This window comes from Streptomyces sp. CB02261 (assembly GCF_001905665.1).
Taxonomy (GTDB): Bacteria; Actinomycetota; Actinomycetes; order Streptomycetales; family Streptomycetaceae; genus Streptomyces.
Genome location: NZ_LIVX01000006.1, coordinates 238355 through 260773, shown reverse-complemented (window position 1 = coordinate 260773; position 22419 = coordinate 238355). Strand labels below are relative to the sequence as shown.

Here is a 22419-nt window from a genome sequence, read left to right as displayed (position 1 = left end):
TCCCGGCGCTGCTCCGGGCCGCGGTGAGGGGAGCGCCGGGCCGCCTACACGACGGTCCGATCGCCGTCCTCCACGCCCACGGCGTGCCCGAGCAGGTGCAGCGGGCCCGCTTCCACGCCCGCCGCCTCCATGACCCGCCAGTGGGCCGCCGCCATCCCGCCGTCCACCAGTCCGTGGACCAGCGGGAGTTCGGGACGCGCGGCGCGCAGCAGTGACTCCAGCCGGCACGAGGCGATCGTGCCGGGCAGCCACGACCTCGCCGCGTACCCCGCCGCGACGGCGGGCGGAAGCCCCGGAGCCGTGCGGCGCTCCACCGTCCCGACGGACAGCAGACCTCCGCCGACGATCAGCACGTCCCGCCACTCCCGCATCCGCGCCAGAGCCGCCGGGGCGTCGAAGCAGTGCGGGAACGAGTCGTCGACGACGATCGAGCCCGGCCGGAGCCGCGCCACGTCGAGCACCGTCCCGCCCCCGCTGACGGCCGTGACCAGCAGATCCGCCTCGTACAGGGCGGCCGGCAGCGCCGGACCGGCCTCATGGACCTCCACGTTCCGGGCCAGACCCCTGGCGGTCAGGTCGTCGGCCAGGCGCCGCAACCGCGGCGCACTGCCCGTGACGTCGCACAGGAGCAGCCGCGGGGGAGGCCCGGCGGCCTGCGCGAGGAGCAGTTCGAGGGACGAGCCGCCGATGGAGCCCAGACCGGCCACCGCGACGACCAGCTCACCGAGTTCACGGCCCGTCCGCGCGAGCGCGGCACGGACGGTCTTCACCACGGACACCGCCGTCGCCGCGTGCCCGGTGGTGACGGCGGTCGGCCCGTCCGTCTCGCGCAGGACGCCGAAGCCGTACGCGGTGAGGGACGGGATCATGCCCGCGAGGGAGACACACCGGGCCCCCAGCGCCGCCGCGTGCTCGACGGCTCGGGCCGTGCGCGCGGCCAGGTCGGGCGTCGACGCCAGCTCGTCGGCGAACAGCGGGAGGCAGACGAATCCCGACCGCCCCAATGGCGTGCCGATGTCCTCCACGAGCCGGGGACGCCCACCGGGGAAGAGCAGCCGCCGCAGCTCCTCACGCGATGCCGCCCCGACCCCCGGCCCGCCGAGTGCGGCAAGCGCACCGGGCGGGGGAAGGTACCCCACGAGGGCGGCGTCCAGGGAGGCGCCGGGAGTGGGGTCCAGGGACGCCCTGAGAGCGGAGCCTGAGGGCGCACCGAGGGAGGAGCCCGGACCCGCCGCCGACCGTGGCACCGGAGTCACCGCGGCCCGAGCGGCGGAGCCCTGGCCCGGAGCCGGCACCGGCACGGGCACGGAAGCCACCGTGGCCCGGACGCCCACCGTCATCCCGCTCCGCAGGGCGCCCGCGAACGCGTCGAAGCCCGCCTCGTCGGGGAAGGCGTCGGTGGACGCGCGAAGCGTCACCCGCAGTTCTCCCGCACCGACCGGCCGCACCGCGAGGAACGTGTCCGTGCCCACCGGAGGAGGCGCGAGGACCGCGTCACCGTCGTCCCACCGCAGGCGCAGCGTGTCGCCGCCCAGCGGACCGAGGGACGAGAAGTCCAGGAACGTGAAGAAGAACTGAGCGGCCGGCGGCAGCCCGCCGTCCCCCCGGGAGACCCCGGCTCCCACCGTACGTGCCGCCTCGACCTCCCGCACGACCGCCCGCAGGTCCTCGGCGAACGTGCGGCCCGTCCCTCCCGCACCGCGCGGCGGACCCGGCCGCAGCGGCACGGCGGAGGCGTACGGTCCGAACACCCCGTGGGCGTCGCGCAGCGCCTCGTCCCGGCCGGAGACGGCCAGACCGAGGATCAGGTCGTCCTGCCCGGTCGTGTCGGCCAGCGTCCGGTAGTACGCGGTGAGGACCGGCGCGAAGAGCGTCGTACCCGCGGCGGTGGCGATCCCGCGCAGGGCGGCGACCTGCTCCGCGTCGAGGGTGAACCCCGTGGAGCGGTACGGCGGTGCCGTGCCGGCGCGGGCCCGGGGCCCCGCCCCGCCGCCGCCCCCGAGCACCGGGCGCCGATAGGGCTCGTCGAGCCGGGCCCTGACCGTGGCGGCGGACGCCAGACGTTCCTGAAGGACCACATGGTCCCGGAACGTGCCCCGCAGAGGCGGGAGTTCGGCGGACTCACCCCGTACGACCCGGTCGTAGACGGAGAGCAGCTCCCGGCCGAGCAGTGCCACGCTGTACCCGTCGCCGATCAGATGGTGCGCGTGGACGACGAGCGCGTGCTCGCCGGGCCCGAGGGTCAGCAGTCGCAGGCGCAGCAGCGGCCAGGCCCAGGGCTCGAAGCGGCGCCCGCGCTCCTCGGCGATCCGTGACGCGAGGAGGCCGGGTTCGGCGAGGGTCTCGAAGTCGACCGGGAGCCGCAGCGCGGGCGGCAGCTCCTGCTGGACCGGCGGGCGAGCGCCGGCGGGGAAGACCGTCCGCAGCATCGGGTGCCGCACCACACAGGCGTCGACGGCCCGCTGGAACGCCTCGCGCCGCAGCGGCCCGTCGATCCGCAGACACGACAGCCACGCCGTGTCCGTGCCGGGCGCCATCGCCTCCGCGAGCAGGAACCCGCGCTGGGACGGGGTGAGCGGGAACGGTGAAGGACCGTGCGCGCCGTCCCCGGCAGCCGGTCCCGCAGTGTCGCCGGCGTCCGTGTCCTCGGAGGTGCGGTCGATGACGGCGGCGAGAGCGGCCAGGGTGCGGTGGGCGTACACGACCGTGGGCCTGGGCAGGGACCGAATGTCGTCACGCAGCCGCGCGAACACCTGGAGGACGAGCAGGGAGTCGCCGCCGAGTTCGAAGAAGTCGTCCTCCCGCCGTACCTCGTCCCTGTCGAGGAGCTCGGACCAGACGCGGGCGAGCAGGACCTCGGTCGGCGTCGAGGGCGGTGTCCCCGTCACCGCGCCGCCCACGGGCCCGTCCGAAGCGGCATCGCGGCCGATGCCCGCCCCGGCATAGGACCCGGCATCCGACCCGGTCCCGGTTCCGGGTGCCCCGAGCCGGGCGCGGTCGATCTTCCCGGTTCCCGTGAGCGGCAGGTCCTCGACGACGTGGATGCGGCCCGGGAGCATGTAGTCCGGCAGCGTCCTGGCCAGATGGGCGCGCAGGGCCGTGGGCTCCGGAGCCGGCTCGCCCGGCCGGCGCTCGACGAATGCGCTCAGCCGCTCCTGACGGAGGACCACGGCCGCGCGGGCGACCGCCGGGTGGGCGAGCAGCACCGACTCGACCTCGCCCGGCTCCACCCGGTGCCCGCGGACCTTCACCTGGTCGTCCAGCCGGCCGAGGAACTCCAGGACACCGTCCCCGTCGCGCCGCACCCGGTCACCACTGCGGTACCACCGGCGCCCGTCGCGCTCGACGAACGCGGCGGCCGTCAGCTCCGGTGCGCCGAGATAGCCGGGGGTGAGCCCCGCGCCCGCGATGAGCAGTTCGCCGGGCTCACCCGGTGCGCAGCGACGGCCGTCCGCCCCCACGACATCGACCTCCGTACCGGCGCGGGGTGTGCCGATGGGCAGGATCCGCACGTCGTCGGAGGGCCGGCGGTCGATGATGTGGCACGTGGCGTTGATCGTCGTCTCGGTGGGCCCGTACAGGTTCGCGATCCGCTGCCCCGGGCCGAACAGGTCGTACCAGCGCCGCACATGGGCGGGCGGAAGCGCCTCGCCGCCGACGTGGACCCAGCGCAGGGCGGACAGGTCCGGCGGCGGTGCGCCCTCCCGCACCCGGGCCTCGGCGGCTTCGAGGAGCCGCGACCAGAGGCTCGGGACCGAGCTCCACACCGATATCCGGGCCCGCTCGACGTGGCCGAGCAGCGCCTCGGGGTCGCGGAGCAGCTCCCGGGGCAGGGTGACCACCGTCGCCCCGACGAGCAGGGGCGCGAGGAGCTGGCGTACCGACGCGTCGAAGCAGACCGACGCCGTCTGCGCGAGCCGGTCGCCCGGGCCGTACGCGAACGTCTCCAGCGCCCAGTCGAGGTAGCCGGTCATCGAACGCCGGGTGATCGGCACCGCCTTGGGGCGCCCGGTGGAGCCGGAGGTGAAGATCACGTACGCGAGCGAGTCGGCACCCGGGGCGGGGAGTTCCGCGGGACGGGGTGACGGTTCGGGCGCCGGATCGTCGACCATGACGAGCGTGACGCCGGTGGCCGTGACCAGGTCCGCCGCCGATGTGCGGGTCTCCGCGTGGCAGACGAGGGTACGGGCTCCGGACCGCTCCAGCTGGTCGGCCAGGCGCGCGGGCGGATGGGCCGCGTCCAGGGGGACCCAGCCCGCTCCGGCCCGCAGGATGCCCACGACACCCGTCACGGTGTCGGCGCCCGGGGCGGTCAGGAGCCCCACCAGGTCACCAGGGGCGACGCCGTCGGCGCGCAGGCGCCCGGCGAGCGCACGGGACGCCCGGTCGAGTTCGGCATAGGTCAGGGTGGTGTCGCCCGCGTCGACGGCCACCGCGTCCGGCGTCGCGCGGAACTGCGCGCACAGCCGGTCGACGACGTCCGGACGCGGGTCCGAGGGCGCATGCCCGGGTACGACGCCGGGGCAGGCCGCCGGCTCGGTGAGCCCGGCGACTTCCGTGTGCCCGGCGGTCTCCGCGAGCCCGTCCGGCTCCGTGTGCCCGGCGGTCTCCGCGAGCCTGGTCGGCTCGGTGTGCCCGGCGGTCTCCGCGAACCCGGCGGTCTCCGCGAGCCTGGTCGGCTCGGTGTGCCCGGCGGTCTCCGCGAACCCGGCGGTCTCCGCGAGCCCGGTCGGCTCAGTGAGCCCAGCGGTCTCCGCGAGCCCGTCCGGCTCCGTAAGTCCCTCGGTCTCCGCGAGCCCGTCCGGCCTCACAAGCCCGGCGGCTTCCTCGAGTTCGGCCAGGTGTTCCCGGGCGAGCCGGTCGATCGTGGTCCGCTCGAACAGGCGGGCCGGGAAGTTCCACGAGAACGATAGCTCCCCGTCGGACTCCCAGCACAGCAGACTCAGCCGGGTGGCGGCGGAGGCCGTTCCGGCCGAGGTGGGGCGCACCCGTACCGGGCACGCGGGGTCGAGGGAGACCGGGAACCGCGCGAAGCTGAACGACGCGGGCCCCGCGGTACGCGGCCCCGCCCCGTCCACGGGCAGGAGCCGGACGATATCCGCGCTGGTGAGCCGACCGTGCCGTTCGCCCTCGGGCCACGCGTCGCGCAAGCGCACCGCGAGCGCGTGTACGGAGTCGTCCGGACGCACGCGGACAGGGATCGGCAGGGTGTCGGCCAGTGGCCCCACGAGGCGGTCGATGCCGGGGAGGCGGGTCTCGCGGCGGGCCCGTGCGACGTTGACCGACACGTCCTCCCGGTCCCCGCTCCACCGGGACAGGCAGCGCGCGTACGCCGCCAGGGCCAGGTGGAACAGCGACACGCCGTGCGCGGCGGCCGCCCCGCGCAGCGCGGCCGACAGGCCGGGCGCAGGGGTCACCTGGTGGGCGAGGAGCGGGGGAGCGGGCGTCCCCAGCGGATCCCCGTCGTAGGGCAGCGCGAGAGGCTCACCCCGGTGGGCGAGCACCTCGCGCCAGTACGCCCTGTCCTCGGCGAGGGCGGTCTCCGACCGTTCCGCCCGCTCGTGCGCGGCGTAGGCGGCGAAGTGCGTGGCGAGCGGCGGCAGTTCGGGAGCCCGGCCCTGCGCAAGGTCCGTGTAGAGCGTCCACAGGTCCTCGCCGAGGACGTTCAGGCTGAAGCCGTCCGCGGCGGCGTGATGCACCACGATGATCAGACGGGCCGAGTCGGCGAACCCGGTGCGGGCGAGCAGCGCCCGGATCGGGGCCTGCGCGGTGAGGTCGAACGGCCGGTTGCGCAAGTCCTCTTCGAGCCGCGCGAGTTGCTCCTCCGCAGGACTGTCGCCCGGCAGGTCACGTACCTCGTACCAGCCGGGGACGGGCTCGTGGCCGGACGGGACGACGACCTGCGCGGGCGCGGTCTCACCGGGGCTGATCCGGAGACGGAGCATCGCGTGCCGTTCGGCGAGCAGGCCGAGTGCCCGACCGAGCACGTCGGCGTCGAGCGGTCCACGGACGTCCTGCGTCACGTACCCGTAGGCGGCGACGTCCGGGTACATCTCACCCAGGGTGTGGAAGGCGAGCTGGACCGGTGTCAGGGAGAAGGGAACGCCGTCTCCGACCGTTCCCGCCGGTCGTGCGTCCGGGCCGGGGCCGGGGCCGGGGGTGGGGGAGGGGACGTCCTCGGTTCCGAGCCGGCGGGCGAGCTCCCCCAGCGTCCGGTGTTCGAAGAACAGGGTGATGGGCAGGGGACGGTCCAGCTCCGTCTCCAGCCGCTTGACGAGATCGACGGCCATGAGCGAGTCCAGCCCCAGGCCGAGCAGCGGTACGTCGTCCCCGAGGTCGTCCAGGGGCACGTGCAGCGCCTCGGACAGCAACTGGCGCAGCACGCCCGGCAGCTCGCCGGCCCCGTCGAGGCGAGGCCCCGTCTCCTGGGCGGCGGCGGCGGAGGCCCCTTCCGTCCCTGCTTCGGGGGCCGGAGGTACGACGGCGGCGGCGGCCGGGATACGACGAGGAGCGCCGCCCGGTTCCAGGTCGGCCACCATCATCCGGCCCGCGTCGGCGCCACACGCGGCGCGCAACGCGTCGAGCGCGTCCCCGGTCTCCAGCGGCACGGGCCCGCGCCCGGCACCGACACCGAAGCCGGACGCGCCACCGGCCGTGCCGGCACCGCCACCGGTCCCGAACGCCGGCGCGCCTCCCGCGACACCCGTGCCGAGGGCCGGCGCGCCGCTCCTCGCCATCAGTCCCGTATCGGCGAAGGCGGCGAAGTTCACGGCCAGCCAGGGGCGGCCGGCCGCGCGTTCGGCCGCGGCGAAGGCGTCGAGGTACGCGTTGGCGGCGGCGTAGTCACCGATCGCCCCGGCCAGGCCGGGCAGAACCGAGGCGACCGACGAGAGGGCCACGCACACGGCGGGGCGCAACCCGTGCGCCAGGAGCCCGCGCGCGAGCAGGAGGGTGCCCCGCGTCTTGGCCGCCAGCACCTCGGCCACGTCGTCGGCCGACTTGGCCCGCAGCGTGCCCGGGCGGACCGTACCGGCCGCGTGGATCAGGACGTCCAGGCGCGGCAGACCGGCGAGGAGCGCGTCGACGTCGGCGTCGCGGGACACGTCGGCGGCGCGGTACTCCACGGTGGCGCCGAGCGCACGGAGTTCGGCGAGGAGCCCGGCGGGCGGCACCGCCGAGCGGCCTGTGAGGACCAGCGTCGGCCGCCCCCGCCGGGCGAGGTCGCGGGCGAGCGCGCCACCGACGCCGCCGGCTCCTCCGGTGATCAGGTACACGCCGTCGACCGGCAGCGCCTCCCCCGCCCCGGCCCCGGCGATGACCGGTCGGCTGGTCAGGCCCAGACGGCGGCCCACACGCCAGGCGACGGCGGGCGCCGGCCGGAACCCGCCCCCGTCACCGCCCGGCGGCACGCTCCGCGCCGACAGTTCGTGGTCGAGCGCGTCCAGCCGTACCGCGACGTCGTCCAGGGAGGACAGGTCGACGCCGTGGGCCTCGACACCGGGCAACTCCTGCGGCAGCGCCAGGGCCAGGCCGGTCAGCACCGCCTGGGCCGGGCGCGGGCGCTCCGGTGCGGCACCGGTGGCATGGACGTCCTCGGTGACGACGAGCACGCGAGGGCGGTGGAGCGCCAGCTCCGGAAGCAGGTCCCGCAGTTCGGTCACCATGGCGCGGTGGGCCGCGTCGAGCGCCGACGCGGAGTCCGGCGCCACGGCCGGACCGGCGAGCAGCACGGCGGCTTCGGGAGCCGGAGAACCCTCGGGCAGCGGGTCCCCGGCCCGTCGCACCGTGACACCCCTGCCGGCGAGCCGCTCCGCGAAGGCGCGGGCGAGCGGCGAGTCCGGCCCCGCCAGGAGGACGGTGCGCGGTCCGGGACCGGGCGTCAGCGGGGCGTCGTCCCATCCGAACCGGTGCAGCAACGGCCGGGAGCCGGGGACGCCGGCGGGCCAGTGGCGGCGCCGCCGGAACGGATACGTGGGTACGGTGACCCGGGCCCGCCCGGTGTCCATGGCCGTACGGTCCAGAGGCACGCCCCGCTGCCAGAGTCGGCCGACGTCCTCCAGCAGCCCCCGCGCGCCGTCCCGGTCCCCCGCCGTGAGCGCGAGCACCCGGGCTCGGCGCGGATGCGCCGCCCCGACGGCGCGCACGGATCCACGGAGAGAGGTGGAGCCGAGCTCGACGAACGTGTCGTACCCCTCGGTCAGCAGGCGGTCCACGGCCGCGCCGAAGCGGACCCGGCGCCGTGCGTGGTCCCTCAGATACGCCGGGTCGAGGGCTGGTCCCCACGCGGCCGTCACCGTGCTGAGCAGAGGTGTCTCCGACGGCCGGAGCGTGAGGCCACGCGCCGCGTCGGCGAGCGGGCCGAGCGCCGGATCCATCAGGGGGGAGTGGAAGGCCCTGGACACGTCCAGGCGGCGAGCCGCGATCCCCCGGGCGGCCAGTTCCGCGAGGGCGCCGTCGACCGCCGCGTCCGTCCCGGCCAGGACGAGCTGGTCGGGTCCGTTGACCGCGGCCACACTCAGCGAGCCCCGGGCGTCGGCCACCAGCCGGGCGACCGCGTCCTCGTCGCAGCGGACCGCCGCCATGGCACCGGGCGCGCACAGCTCCGTCATCAGCCGGCCGCGTTCGGCGGCGAACCGCACGGCGTCGGCGACCGACAGCGTCCCGGCGACGCACGCGGCGGTGATCTCACCGACGCTGTGTCCCGCCACCGCGTCCGGTGTGATGCCCCACGCCCGGACCTGGCGGGCGAGCGCGACGCCGTAGGCGACGAGGAGCGGCTGCGCGACCTCGGTACCGGCGAGCGCGCCGGGCGGGACGTCGGTGTCGAGACACCAGGCGGCAAGGCTGCGGCCACGGATGAGCCCGGCGTGCCCCGACGCCTCGTCGAGCGCCTCCCGGAACGCGGGTGCGTCCGCGTACAGGGCGCGGGCCTGACCGAGCGGCCGTACGCCCTGCCCGGGAAGGAGAACCACCAGACGTGCCCGCGACCGCACCGGGGCGTCGAGCGGAGCGGCGTCGAGGCGGGCGGCGAGGTCGCCGTCGGCGACGACGGCGAGACGGTCGGGTCCTTCGTCGCGGGCCGCGGCGACGGTGGCGCAGACGTCGCCCTCGTCGAGCCGCGGATGGGCCCGCAGATGATCCGCGAGCCCCGTCGCGGCGGCGCGCAGCCCGTCACGCCCGTGCGCCGACAGGGTGAGCAGCCGGGGTCCGCACGACACCGCTGCCGCCGGACGGTACGGGGGCCGGGAGGGTGCCTCCTCCAGTACGGCATGGGCGTTGGTGCCGCCGAAGCCGAACGCGTTGACCCCCGCGACCAGCGGGCCGGGCGCCACCCAGTCCCGCTCCTCCTCCAGCAGGGCGAAGCCGGAACCCGCCAGGTCGAGTGCGGGCGCGCGGGCCGCGGCATGCGCGGACGGAGGCAGCCGGCGCCGTCCGAGGGCGAGCACCACCTTCACCAGGCTCGGCATGCCGGCGGCGTTCAGCAGATGCCCGACGTTGGTCTTGACCGAGCCGAGCAGCCGGGGCCGCCCGTCGGCGCGCGGCGGGAAGGCGTGCGCGAGCGAGCGCACCTCGACGGGGTCACCGACCGGCGTACCCGTGCCGTGCGCCTCGACGTAGGTGACGCTGTCGGGGTCGACGCCCGCGTCCCGGTACGCCCGCGTGATGACGTCCCCCTGCGTCAGGGGGTTGGGAGCCATCAGGCTCAGCGAACGGCCGTCGTTGTTCACGGCGGTGCCGCGGAGAAGCGCCAGGACCGGATCACCGGCCTTCTCCGCCTCGTCGAGACGTGTCAGGACCAGCGCCGCGCCGCCCTCACCGGGGACGAAGCCGTCGGCCGCCGCGCCGAACGCGTGGCACCGCCCGGTCGGGGAGAGCGCCTGCGCCTTCTCCAGGAGCGCGTACCCGCCGGGAGTCAGGTTGAGGTGGACGCCGCCGACGACCGCGACGTCGCACTCGCCCGCCTGGAGGCTCCTGCGCGCCAGGTGCAACGCGACCAGCGCCGACGAGCAGGCGGTGTCGACCGCGAGCGCGGGCCCGGTCAGGTCGAGGCAGTGCGCGACCCGGGCGGCAAGCATGTTGGGGAGGTTTCCGGTGAGTGCGGAGACCGGCAACTCCCGCTCGCCATATGCCTGTTCCAGGATCTTCCGGTAGCCGCTGTCCCCTGAGGCGACGAAGACACCCACCCGGCGTCCCCGCCGTCGCGGTCCCGCGTACCCGGCCCGCTCCAGGGCCTCGTGCGCGAGCTCCAGGAGGATCCGCGCCTGGGGGTCCGCCGTCCGGGCCTCCTCGTCCCCGATGCCGAAGAACTCGGCGTCGAATCCGGCCGGGTCGTCGAGGAAGGCGCCCCACCGGCCATCCCCGTCCGCGGCGTCCGGCCACCGCCCCGCGGGCACGCCGGTGACGGCGTCATAGCCCTCGGCGAGCCGCTCCCAGAACGCCTCGGGGGTGTCGGCCCGGGGGAAACGACAGGCCACCGCGGACACGGCGACCACGGGCTCGGCCCTGCCGCGGGAGGGAGACGACGGGACCCCGCCGGAGGGCTGACCGCCAGAGCCGCCGACGAACCCGTCGGCCGAGCCCCCGGACGAGCCGCCGGTCGCATCGTCGGCCGAGCCGCCGGTGAAGCTGCCGACCGCGCCGTCGGGAGAGCCGTCGGACACATCACCGACAGAGCCGCAGGGAAAGCTGTCGGACGAGCCGCCGCGAGACGTGCCGGACGCATTGTCGGCCGAGCCGCCGGTGAAGCCGCCGACCGAGCCGTCGGGGAAGCCGCCGGACACATCACCGACCGAGCCGTCGGGAGAGCCGTCGCGAGAGCTGCGGGACGAACTGCCGGCTGAGCTGTGGGCCGAGCCGTCGGACACGCCGTCGGCCGGTCCGTCGGACGGGACGGCCGTGACGAGCATCCCGGCGAGCGAGGCCACCGTTGCGTGGTCGCGTATGTCGGCCGGACGCAGCGCCACGCCGAACGCGTCCTCCAGTCCGGCGAGGACCTCCATGGCCTTGAGCGACGAGCCCCCGAGCGCGCGGAAGTCGTCGTGGGGCCCGATCTCCTCGGCGGGGAGCCCCAGGACCCGGGCCCAGACCCCGAGGACGACGGTCTCGACCTCGGACAGGGACCGGGGTACGGGCTGCCGCGCCGACCGCCCGGGCCGGCCACGGTGCTCCGGAGCCGCGTCGCCCCCCGGCGCTGTCCCGACTCCCGCCGCCCGGGCCCCCGGCACCACCCCGACTCCCACCACCCCGCCCCCGGACCCCGTCGCGCCCCGCTCCGAGATCTGCGGGTACTCCCCGCGCTCGAAGCGGTCGCGCAGCACCCCGCGCCGGAGCTTGCCGCTCGTCGTGCGCGGGAACGCCCGGGCGGGCAGCGCCAGAACCCGCACGTCGTCGTGGCCCAGAGCCCCACGGACCCGGTTACCGACCTCCCGCAGGAGATCCGGGGACACGGGCCCGGGGCCGGGGGCGACGAAGACCACCACCCGTTCCCCGTCGCCGCCGGGACCGGTGGAGCCCACGACGGCGACCGGGCCCCGCCCGAGCCCCGGTGTGCCGGCGGCCACCTCCTCCAGGTCGGCGGAGTGGAACGTACCCCCGTCGACGAAGACGACGTCCTTGGAGCGGCCCGTCACGCAGAGCCGCCCCCCGCGCAGGAAACCCAGGTCGCCGGTGCGCAGCCACCCCGCCCCGAACGCCTCCGCCGTCGCCTCCGGAGCGCGGTGGTAACCCCGGGCCACCTGCGGGCCCCGGACCTCTATGTGGCCGACGCGGCGGTCCCCGACGGGCGTGCCCGTGTCGTCGGTGATCCGCACGGCGCACCCCGGCACGGGACGGCCGACGTCCATCAGCTCCACCGCGCCGGGCCCGGGCACGGTGTCCACCGCTCGCCCTTCGCCGAGCGCGGCCCGGTCCAGGGCGAGCGGCCGCGCGACTTCTCCGGGGGGCGGGAAGGTGACGGCGAGCGTGGCCTCCGCGAGGCCGTACACGGGCTGCGGCGCGTCCGCCGCGAGACCCGTGGGCTCCATCCGCCGGACGAAGCTCCGCCACACGGCCGGTGAGATCGGCTCCGCGCCCACCAGGATCATCCGCACATGTGTCAGGTCGAGGCGCGCGAGCGCATCCTGGGGGACGCGCCGTTCGACGAGGGCGAGCGCGAAGTTGGCGGCCGACAGCAGCGTCGCCCGGTGCCGTTCCGCCGCCTCCAGCCACCGTACGGGCCGCTTGGCGAACGTGAGGGGTTCGATCCGCACCTGCTTGATCCGCGCCGACAGCGGCACGAGATGGGTGCCGATCAGCCCCATGTCGTGGAAGTACGGCATCCAGGTGGCGAGGACGTCCTCGGCGGTGATGCCCGCCGCGGCGCGGATCTGCGCCAGGTTGGCGAGGACGGCCGCGTGGGTCAGCTCGACCCCCTTGGGCGCCCCCGTGCTGCCCGAGGAGAACTGCAGGAACGCCACGTCGTCGGGAGCGCGTTCGGGCAGCCGCGGGGGAGCGGGGTGTTCCCGCAGGGCGCCGAGCGTGAGCGGGCGTACGGACTCGGGCAGGGCGTCGAGCAGGGGCGCGGTGGACGCGCCGACGGCCACCGGCGGCCGGCCGAGGAACTCCCAGACGGGCAGGACCCGACGTACGTCGGGGGCGAGCGGAACCGGGACGAGACCGGCGGCAACGGCGCCCCAGAACAGGGGCAGGAACTCCTCGCTCCGTTCGGCCGGCACCAGCACGTGGCTCCCCGGCGCGAGCCCCGCGTCGAGGAGTCCTCCGGCGACGCTCAGCGCGTCGGCGAGGAGCGCGCGAAGGGTGACGGCCCGTTCACCGCCGTCCCCCGCCACATGGACGATCACCTGGCCGGGCGCGGCCCCGGCCGCACCGGCCAGGACGTCCAGCAGTACCGTCTCGTCGCTTCCCCGCATCAACGCCCCCGTGGATCCACCGGGCGGCGGGCCCTTCACCGTCCGCGGTGGAGCGACCGCCCCCGGTCCGGTCTGTTCTGCGGCAATGATGACTGATCCGCCTCGGGGCGCCGGCGGGGGGAGTGATGTCAGGGGGAGACGTCGAGGACGTCCATCACGGCGTCCAGGGCGACGCGCCACGGGAACGTCGCCGGGTCTCCCTGGCCCGGGCCGTGGGGCGAGAACGCGCCCTCGCCGTACAGCACCCGCACCCCGGCGCCCCTGAGCGTCTCGACGGAGCGCTCGAACTGGGGATGCGCGGTGAAGGCGGCGTTCACGCACGGCATCAGCGCCATCGGGATCCCCTTCCCGATGCCCTCGGCGACCACCCCGACGAGCCACTTGTCCGTGATCCCGAGCGCCCACTGGTTCACCGTGTTGAACGTGGCCGGCGCGACGACGATCGCGTCCGGGCGTGGCCACGGGTCCGGATCGCCGGGGAATCCGTAGTCCCAGCGCACCGGGTGGCCGGTGAGCACGGCGAGGCCGTCGAGGGAGTGCGCGAGCCAGCGGGCGGCCGTCGGTGTGAGACCGAGGCAGACGTCCCAGCCGTCGGCCTGGGCCTCCTCGATGACCCGGGCGACGTCGAAGACCGGCGGGGCCGCGCTGCTGAACAGGTACAGGGTCCGAGAATCCATGGCCCTATCCGATCACAGGCCGTCGTCCGCCCCCTGCCGCGCCCGGCGGCGGACCGCTACCGTGGTGGCATGGCACGGGAGATCAGGATCGAGATCAGCGACGAGGCGTACGAGGCGCTGGAGCGGGCCGCGGCCGAGCGGCACGTGCCCGCCGAGGACTACGCGGGCCGGGTCCTGGACGCCGACCTGACACGCGCACGGTTCGTCGAAGGCGCCCGTTCCTTCGTCGACCAGCACGGCAAGGCCTTCGCGGAGCGGTTCGGCGGCCCCGCGCGGGGCGGCGCCGACGCCGCCTGAGCCGGGGTCCGGACCGTTGCTGCGGATAGATCTGTCCTGGCTGCTCGACGTCGCCCAGTCGGAGATTCCCGGCGACCCGGAGATCGCCGACTGGGGATCGTTCGAGGCCGCCCGCGCCCGGCACGTGTTCCGTGTGATGGACATCCCGGTCTACGACCAGCCGCACCACCGGGCCGCCGCGCTCCTGGAGCAGTTCGTGCGCGTCCCGGCCCTCGAGCACTCCAACGAGCTGTACGGCGTCGTCGTCGCGGCGGCCTACCTCCACGCCTCCGGCTTCCCGGTCGCTGTGACGGCGGAGGAGGCCATCGACCTCGTCGAGCGGGTGGCCGAGTGCCGTATCGACGTCCGCGGGGTCGCGGCCGTCCTGAAGGAGTGGACCCGCTGACGGGTGGCCGGGCCACGGTGGTCCCGTGGCCCGGCCCCTGCCTGCCTGTCCGCCGTACCGGTCCCGCTACTGCGCGGCCGGCACCGAGTCCTCGAACTTCGTGCCCGCCGAGCGGTACGCGCTGACCTTGGCGGCCACCTGGGCCGGCGTCAGGACCTGGTCCTTCACGTGCAGGACGTAGTCGACCTTCTGGTCGTAGGCGCGCGGTGTCGTCGACGTCTGCCCGGCCAGGTCGATCAGCCACTGGTTGAAGTTGATCGACATGGGGCGTTCCGGGATGTAGCGGGAGTCGTGCCGGCCGAACTCCTGGCCGTCGACGTAGTAGACGATCGCCGTGTCGTCGACGGTCACGACGAGGTCGTGCCAGCCGGCGTAGCTGGCCCGTACCTCGGAGTGCGCGTTGACGGCCTCCCACGGGTCGGGCCGGTAGGTCTCCCAGGACGTGGTGTAGAGGATGTTGGCGGGCTCGCCCCAGCCGCCGTTGGGGAGGTACTCGAAGTCGTACTCGGCGTAGTCGTCGGCCATCGGGGCCTTGAGGTCGTTGATGGTGAAGAAGGTCTGGACGACGCGGTCGCCGTCCGGGCCGGACAGCGGCGCGTCGGAGAAGCGGACGCGCGCCGCGTACGTCCCGTTCTTGAACTTGGTCGCCCGGGTGAGGATCTCGGTGTGGCGGGTCGACTCGCCGGTCCCGGCGGTCGAGGTCCGCAGGTTCATGATCGAGTTCGTGCCCTCCTTGGCGAAGGTGACGTTCTCGGGGGCCCAGGTGGCGCCGGGCACGCCGGGGCCGCCGGAGTTGGAGCGCACGCTCCAGCCGTGCGCGTTGATCGCGGGGTCGGTGTGCCCGGTGTAGTCGAAGTCGTCGAAGAGCGCCGCTCCTCCGGTGGGCGGCGGTGTGGTCGGGTCCGTCGGCGTGGGGGTGGGCTCGTTGCCGGCGGGGGCGGTGCCCCAGACCGGCACGCCGCCGACGGTCGCGGTGACCTTCGACCAGTTCGCGTACGTGGTCCGGTCCGGCCCGAAGGAGTAGTCGTCGTTCTGGTTGAGCGGCTGCCAGTTGGAGCGGTGGAAGCGCAGCTGCATGTCGCCGGTGTCCGCGCCGGGGGCGAGCGAGCCGGCGCCGGCGGTGAAGCCGACCTCCAGGTAGCGGTCGGCGGTCGCGGTGGGGTTGGCCAGGGTGCCGAAGGTGCCGGTGAGGTTCGCGCACCCCTTCACGGCCCAGGAGCAGGCGTAGGTGTACGAGGCTCCCGCGTCGGCCTTGAAGTAGTAGCGCACCTTGACCTGGCTCAACGGCACGCTCGTCGTACCGGTGTTGACCACCTTGAGCCAGGGCTCGACCTGGTCGCTCCCGGTGGCGCTCTGCCGGTACTGGACGGTGACGGTCTCGCCGGCCGCCGCGGCCGGGAGCGCGGTGAGGGCGGTGGCGCCGAGCCCGGTCACCGCGGCGACGGCGAGCGCGGCGCGGAGCCGCAGCTTCCTGGTCCTCGTCGGGTCGCTCATGGGGATTCCTCTCCTTGGGTGGGGTGGAGCGGGGGTACGGGGGGTGGTCACGGGGACGCGGGGGACAGCCGGCGCGGCACCCCGAGGGCGTCGAGCCGGGTCCTGTGGTGGCGGAGGCGCTCCTGGAAGCCGGGCCAGTCGCGGCGGCCCGTCCAGACGACCTCGGCCAGGGCGCAGAGCCGGGGGAACGTGAGGTACTCGGCGTGCGCGTCGGTGGGTACGTACTCGGTCCACAGCTGGGCCTGGGCGCCGAGGACCCGGGCGGATTCCTCGGGCGTCCAGTCGGCGGGCGCCGGGTCGTTGCCGTGGACGGTGCGCAGGTCGACGACCTCGCCGGCCTGGCCGGGCGGCTCCGCCGGGCTGGCCGACTGGGGGTAGTCGAGATAGGTGGTCCGGTGGGGTGCCATGACGACCCGGTGGCCCCGGCGGACGGCGATGCGGCCGTGGTCGGCGTCCCGCCAGGGCATCACCGTGAAGTACGGCGGGAGGTCGGCTCCGTTCTCGGTCCAGGAGAGCGGCACGCGGCCGGCGTCGCGGAGGTGGCGCCCGACCCGCTCCATGAACCAGCCGTGCAGGGCGTCGGGGCCCGGCAGCCCCTCCTCGGCGACCCGGCGGAGGGCGGCGGGGGAGGTGTGCCACTCGGTGGTGGGGCACTCCTCGCCGCCGATGTGGGCGTACGGGGAGGGGAAGACGTCCATGACCTCGTCGAGGACGGTGCGGCAGAAGTCGAGGGCCTCGTCGTGGACGCCGAGGATGGTGTCGCAGACGCCCCACCGGTCCCAGACGTCATAGGTGCGGCCGGGGTGGTTACCGAGCTCGGGGTAGGCGGCGAGCGCCGCCCGGACGTGACCGGGCATCTCGATCTCGGGGACGACGGTGACACCGCGCTCCGCCGCGTACGCGACCAGACCGGTCAGTTCGGCGCGGGTGTACGCCCCTCCGTGCGGCAGGCCGCCGACCTCCGTGAGCCGGGGGAGCGCGGCGACCGGCATGCGCCAGCCCTGGTCGTCGGTCAGGTGGAGGTGGAGCACGTTGAGCTTGTGGAGGGCGAGGAGATCGACGTAGCGCCGCAGGTAGGAGACCGGACGGAAGCGGCGGGCCACGTCGAGCATGGAGCCGCGCCACGGGAAGCGGGGGACGTCGGTGATCTGCACGCAGGGGACGGACCAGGCGACGCCGGGCACCGGTGCGCCGTGGAGGGCTTCGACGGGCAGCAGTTGGCGCAGCGTCTGGACGCCGGCGAGGAGGCCCTGCGGGCGGGCTGCTCGCAGCAGTACCCCCTCGGCGCCGACGGTGAGGCCGTAGCCCTCCTCGCCGAGGCCGGTGAGGGCGGGGTCGACGGCCAGGACGACGGAGCCGTCGGGGCGCGCGGGCAGCGGCAGCCCCGTGGCCGGTCCGAGGAGGGCGCGCAGGAGTCCGGCGGCGGCGCCGGCGCCGGGCGAGACCTTGAGCGCGGTCGTGGCGTCGAAGGTGAACGTGCCGGGCAGGGACGACAGGTGGGTGGGTTCGGGAACGAGTCGGGGCAGGGGCATCGCGGGGCGTTATCCCTTCACGGCTCCGCCGGTCATTCCGGCGGCGACCCGGCCTTGCAGGACCAGGAAGAGGACGAGGACGGGCAGGGCGAAGAGGGTGGAGGCGGCCATGGTGGCGCCCCAGTCGGTGCCGAAGACGTTGGAGAAGGACGAGAGCCATACGGGCAGGGTGCGGTCGTCCTGGTTCTTGATGATCAGCATGTTGGCGAAGGCGAACTCGTTCCAGGCGGTGATGAAGCCGAAGAGCGAGGTCGCGAGCAGACCGGGCGCGAGCAGGGGGAGGGTGACCCGCCGGAAGGCCGTGGCCCGGGTGCAGCCGTCGACCTGCGCGGCCTCCTCCAGCTCGGCCGGGACGGCGGCGAGGAAGGAGCGGAGGGTGACGATGGTGAACGGCAGGGTGATCATGAAGTAGACCAGGCTGAGGGTCGCGAGCCGGTCGAGCAGGTCGGCGTCCCGGGCGATCACGTACATCGGGATCAACAGCGCCTCCCACGGCGCCACCTGGGCGACGAAGACCATGAGGATGAACCCGCGCCGACCGCGCCAGCGCATCCGGGCGACGGCGAAGGCGGCGGCGAGCGCCACCACGAGCGCGAGCAGGACGCACCCCGCGGTCACGAGCAGGCTGTTGCGCCAGAAGACCCAGAAGCCGTCGGCCGCCACCGCGTTCCGGAAGTGCTCCAGGGTGACGGAGCCCGGCAGGAACCTCGGGGTCTCGGACTGGATGTCGCGGGTGGGCCGGAAGGCGGTGAGGACCATCCAGTACACCGGGAAGACGGCCAGGACGAAGACGAGGGCCGCGGCGGTGTTCAGGGGGAGTCGGCGCAGGGCGCGCGGTGTCACCGGTCGGCCTCCTGTCGGAGCATCTGGCGGAAGTAGGCGAGGAGCACGGCCACGAGCAGGAGGACGGTGAGGGTGGAGACGGTGGCCCCGAGGTCGTACCGGTGCAGGGACCTGGCGACCTGGTAGGCGTAGACGGGCAGGGTGGTCGTCGCCTCGCCGGGCCCTCCCTTGGTCACGGCCCAGATCTGGGCGAAGCAGCGGAAGACCCAGATGACCTCAAGGCAGAGGACGAGACCGAAGATCGGCCGCAGGAGGGGCAGGGTCATCGAGCGGAAGATCCGCCAGGCGCCGGCCCCGTCGAGCCGGGCCGACTCGTACAGCTCGGCGGGAACGGTGAGCAGCGCCGAGTGCAGCGTGATGGCGGCGAACGGCACCGACTGCCAGACCACGAGCAGGACCAGGACGGTGAACGCGGCGGGACCGTCGGCCAGCCAGGAGTACCCCTCGAAGGACTCGAACCCGAGCCGGACGAGAACCCAGTTGACCACCCCGAGGCGGGAGGCGAAGAGCCACTGGAAGACGGTCGTGGTGGCGATGACCGGGCTCGCCCACGCGAGGACGAGCCCGCTCGTCACCAGGACGCGCATCCACCGGCCGAGCCGCTGCATCATCAGGGCGACCAGGGTGCCGATCGCCATGATCAGCGTGACGTTGACCAGCGTCCACCAGAAGGTGCGGCGCACGACCTCCCAGAACTCGGGGTCGGTCAGGACCGTGCGGTAGTTGCGCAGCCCCACGAACCCGGCGCCGCCGCGGATGAGTTCGCCCATGCCGTACTCCTGGAAGGAGATCAGCAGATTGCGGACGAGGGGGTATCCGAGGAGGAGTACTCCGCCGAGGACGGTGGGAGCGACCAGGAGGTAGGGCCGGAGGGCCGGCCCGTGCGGCCGTCTCACGAGCCGAGGGTCTTGGTGATGTTCTGCGACGCCGTCGCGGCGGCCCGCGCGGGATCGGTGCCGGTGAGCACGGCGGTCATGTACTGCTTGATCGGGTTGGTGGCCTCGACGGCCGCCCACTGCGGGGAGTTCGGCGTCGCCCGGCCCTGGGCCGCGCCGGCGGCCATGGCAGCCGTGCCCTCGTCGTCCTGGATGACATGGGCGAGGGAGGTGCGGTTGGGGACGTAGCTCATGGTCCGCGCCATGTCCGTCTGCCACTTCTCGCCCGCCAGCGCCTTGACCACCTGGTAGGCGGCGTCGGGGTGGGTCGAGGCCTCGGGGACGATGAGGTCGGAGCCGCCGGTGAAGACCGCGCCGGGCTTCGCCGCGGACTTGCCGGGGACGGGGAAGAAGCCGAGCTTGCCCTTGAGCGCCGGGTTGATCTCCTCGACGATCTTCGCGCCGCCGGGGACGGCGATGATCTGCGCGACGTCGCCCTTGGCGAAGACCTCCGCCTGCGGGGGTTTGGCCTCGTCGGAGTCCTTGGGGCCCTTGCCGAGCGCCTGGAGCCGGCCGTAGAAGGCCATGCCGGCGAGAGCCTGCGGGGTGTCGAGCGCTCCCTTCCACGTGGTGCCGTCCTGGACGGCGAGGTCGCCGCCCTCCTCCCAGACGAAGCCGGACAGGGTGTACCAGTTCTGGCCGGGGAGGTAGATGCCCTGGGTGGTGCCCCGGTCGAGCTTCGCGGTGACGGCGAGCCACTCGGCCTGCGTCTTCGGCGGCGCGGTGACGCCCGCCCGGGCGAACAGGTCCTTGTGGTAGATCACGACACGGTTGGCCGCGTACCAGGGGATGCCGTACTGCCGGCCGTCCACCTTCCCCGGCTCGGCGAGGCCGGGGAGCCAGTCGGCGCCGTTCAGTTCCGCGGTCTTGTCGCTGAGGTCGCGCACACCGCCGCTCGCCGCGTACTGCGCGACCTGGGTGTTGCCGACCTCGATGACGTCGGGGGCGTCCTTGCTGGCGAGGGCGGCCGTGACCCGCTCGCCGATGCCGTCCCACTCCTGGATCTGGATGTCGAGGTCGATGTCCTTGTGCTCCGCCTCGAAACCGGAACGGAAGCGGTCGAGGAAGGCGTCGGTGACGCTGTCCTTCATGATCCATACGGTGACCTTCTCCGGTCCGCCGGAGGTCACCGGGTCGCCGGGACCGCCACAGGCCGTGGCGGCGAGTGCGACGGCCACCGCGAGGGCGACGGGGCCGGAGAGGGGGCGTGTCTTCACGGGCACCTCGATGCATGGTTGACCAATTGGTCAAGTGGTCAGGTGTGTGACCAGAAGGTGGCATGGACCGGTGGAGCCGTCAATCCCTTGAAAAACATGAGCTGTTCACTCATCCACAGCGCAACGGAGGCCGTTAGTATCGGACTTACCAGTTGACCAGTCAGGAGAGTGGCATGAAGGACGGCTCCTCCAGCGGGGTGCTGAAGCGGGAGCGGGTTCGGGAGCATCTGCTGGGCCTGATCGAAGGAGGAGGCCCCGGCGACGCCATCCCCTCCGAGCGCACCCTCTGCGCCACCCTCGGGGTCTCCCGCCCCACCCTGCGCGCGGCCGTCGACGAACTCGTCGCCACGGGCGCGCTGGTGCGGGAGCACGGCCGCGGCATGTTCGTCGCCCCCGCCAAGATCACTCAGCGGCTCGCCCCGGACGACGCCGCCTTCACCGTCCCGCGCGCCTCGGGCAGCTGGTCGAGCACCGTCCTGGAGTCCGCCACCATCCGGGCCGGCGCCCGCATCGGACGCAGGCTCCGGCTCTCGCCCGCCGCCGAACTGCTCTACGTCGCACGGCTCCGCCTGGTCGACGGCGCCCCCATGGCCATCGAGCACCTCCACATCCCCGCGGACCTGGTGGGAGCGGCGCTCACCCCCGAGGAACTCGAAGCCGGCGACCTCTACGACCACCTGAGGGAGCACCACCGGGTCCACGTCCAGGAGGCCACCCAGTCGATCGAGCCCACCGTCGTCAGCGAGGACGAGGCCGCGCTCCTGGACGTCCCCGTCCTCTCGCCCGCGCTGCTGATCGAACGCCTCACGCTCGACACCGCCCGCCGCCCCGTCGAGTACGTCCACTCGGTCTACCGCGGCGACCGCTACCGCATCGTCTCCCGGCTCGACTTCACCCGCGACGGCCTCGTGACCTCCTCGACCGAGGGAGATGCATACTGACACCGGGGAGGGGACGCGATGGAACTCAAGCGCGAGCGGGTGCGGCAGCATCTGCTGACCGTGATCGACGGACGCCGCCCCGGCGACGCCATCCCCTCCGAGCGCACCCTCTGCGCCACCCTCGGGGTCTCCCGCCCCACCCTGCGCGCGGCCGTCGACGAACTCGTCGCCACGGGCCTGCTCGTACGGGAGCACGGACGGGGCATGTTCGTGGCACCCGACAAGATCACCCAGGAACTGGTCGCCGAGCACCACACGGCCGGGGCACCCCGGGGCCGGGGCGCCTGGACGAGCTCGGTCCTCGAACTCCGTACCGTACGGGCCGGTGCGCGGATCGGCCGCAAGCTGACGCTCTCCCCGGCGGCGGAGCTGGTGCACGTCACCCGCCTCCGCCGGGTCGACGGCGCTCCGATCGCCCTGGAGCACCTGTATCTGCCGGCCGACCTCGTGCCCGGGCTCACCGCCGCCGACATGGAGGGCGGCTTCTACGCCCACCTGCGCGAGAAGCGCGGCATCCGTGCCGCGCACGCCGTCCAGTCCATCGAGCCGACCGTGCTGAGCGAGGAGGAGGCGGCCCTCCTCGACGTGCCGGTCCTCTCGCCCGCCCTGCTCTTCGACCGCACGACCTCCGACACCACCGGCAGGCCGGTCGAGTACGTCCGCTCGCTGTACCGGGGCGACCGCTATCGCATCGTCTCCCGGCTCGCCCTCCGTGAGGGCGTGACCGACCTGCCGCGAGCCGGGGAGGCCCGGGGCGGGGCGTGGTGGGAGTCGGTGGAGTGACGCTCGCCGCGCTCGGCGGGGCCGCCGAGAACAGCGCCACGGGGCAGCCGCCAGAAGAGCTGTAAGAAGATCGGAATGGAGAGTGTAGGGACGGGCGGTGCGGGGGAGGACTGGAGTGGACGCCCGCAAGAGGGCTCCGCAGCGGCCCGATGCGTGGGCCGTTGCCGGATTGACCAGAAGGACGAGCATGGCCAGCGGCACCGTGAAGTGGTTCAACTCCGAGAAGGGCTTCGGCTTCATCGCCCAGGACGGAGGCGGACCGGACGTCTTCGCTCACTACTCCAACATCTCGGGCAACGGCTATCGCGAGCTCACCGAGGGCGAGGCCGTGACCTTCGACATCACGCAGGGCCAGAAGGGCCCGCAGGCGGAGAACATCGTCCGCGGCTGACCCCGGCCCAGCGCAT

12 protein-coding genes are annotated in these 22419 nt (G+C 74.3%); 5 read left to right on the top strand and 7 right to left on the bottom strand.

Annotated features, from left to right (window positions below; genetic code table 11):
• Positions 1-44 precede the first annotated feature (44 nt).
• Both AMK29_RS21470 and AMK29_RS21465 read right to left on the bottom strand, forming a co-directional pair.
• A complete protein-coding gene (locus AMK29_RS21470) occupies positions 45-12908 on the bottom strand; it encodes a hybrid non-ribosomal peptide synthetase/type I polyketide synthase (RefSeq protein ID WP_073815332.1) in 12864 nt (4287 codons plus the stop codon).
• A gap of 128 nt (positions 12909-13036) precedes the next feature.
• Positions 13037-13585 (bottom strand): flavoprotein, encoded by a 549-nt coding sequence (locus AMK29_RS21465; protein WP_073815330.1) that lies wholly within the window; start codon positions 13583-13585, stop codon positions 13037-13039.
• 69 nt (positions 13586-13654) lie between these two features.
• Here AMK29_RS21465 and AMK29_RS21460 point away from each other — a divergent pair, with 69 nt between their 5' ends.
• On the top strand, positions 13655-13882 hold the full coding sequence (locus AMK29_RS21460) for a hypothetical protein (protein ID WP_073815328.1): 228 nt from the start codon (positions 13655-13657) through the stop codon (positions 13880-13882).
• A 16-nt stretch (positions 13883-13898) separates the two neighbouring features.
• Entirely contained in the window at positions 13899-14267 is a 369-nt protein-coding gene (locus AMK29_RS21455; protein ID WP_073815326.1) for a fic family toxin-antitoxin system, toxin component, read from the top strand.
• A gap of 66 nt (positions 14268-14333) precedes the next feature.
• Here AMK29_RS21455 and AMK29_RS21450 read toward each other — a convergent pair whose 3' ends face one another.
• The 5 genes from AMK29_RS21450 to AMK29_RS21430 are packed head-to-tail and all read right to left on the bottom strand — an operon-like array spanning position 14334 to position 20288.
• Positions 14334-15761 carry a cellulose binding domain-containing protein gene (locus AMK29_RS21450; protein ID WP_073815324.1) on the bottom strand — a complete coding sequence of 476 codons (1428 nt, stop codon included), beginning with the start codon at positions 15759-15761 and terminating at the stop codon, positions 14334-14336.
• Positions 15762-15808: 47 nt separating this feature from the next.
• Positions 15809-17293 carry a beta-N-acetylhexosaminidase gene (locus AMK29_RS21445; protein ID WP_073815322.1) on the bottom strand — a complete coding sequence of 495 codons (1485 nt, stop codon included), beginning with the start codon at positions 17291-17293 and terminating at the stop codon, positions 15809-15811.
• Positions 17294-17302: 9 nt separating this feature from the next.
• Entirely contained in the window at positions 17303-18136 is an 834-nt protein-coding gene (locus AMK29_RS21440; RefSeq protein WP_073815320.1) for a carbohydrate ABC transporter permease, read from the bottom strand.
• A complete protein-coding gene (locus AMK29_RS21435; RefSeq protein WP_073815318.1) occupies positions 18133-19032 on the bottom strand; it encodes a carbohydrate ABC transporter permease in 900 nt (299 codons plus the stop codon). The genes AMK29_RS21440 and AMK29_RS21435 overlap by 4 nt, the downstream gene beginning before the upstream one ends.
• Positions 19029-20288 (bottom strand): extracellular solute-binding protein, encoded by a 1260-nt coding sequence (locus tag AMK29_RS21430; RefSeq protein WP_073815315.1) that lies wholly within the window; start codon positions 20286-20288, stop codon positions 19029-19031. Before AMK29_RS21430 ends, AMK29_RS21435 begins: the two co-directional genes overlap by 4 nt.
• A 173-nt stretch (positions 20289-20461) precedes the next feature.
• Here AMK29_RS21430 and AMK29_RS21425 point away from each other — a divergent pair, with 173 nt between their 5' ends.
• The 3 genes from AMK29_RS21425 (at position 20462) to AMK29_RS21415 (ending at position 22403) form a co-directional block, all read left to right on the top strand.
• Positions 20462-21229 carry a GntR family transcriptional regulator gene (locus AMK29_RS21425; RefSeq protein ID WP_073815313.1) on the top strand — a complete coding sequence of 256 codons (768 nt, stop codon included), beginning with the start codon at positions 20462-20464 and terminating at the stop codon, positions 21227-21229.
• An 18-nt stretch (positions 21230-21247) separates the two neighbouring features.
• Positions 21248-22012 (top strand): GntR family transcriptional regulator, encoded by a 765-nt coding sequence (locus AMK29_RS21420; RefSeq protein WP_073815311.1) that lies wholly within the window; start codon positions 21248-21250, stop codon positions 22010-22012.
• 187 nt (positions 22013-22199) lie between these two features.
• Entirely contained in the window at positions 22200-22403 is a 204-nt protein-coding gene (locus AMK29_RS21415) for a cold-shock protein (RefSeq protein ID WP_030213732.1), read from the top strand.
• Positions 22404-22419: the final 16 nt, after the last annotated feature.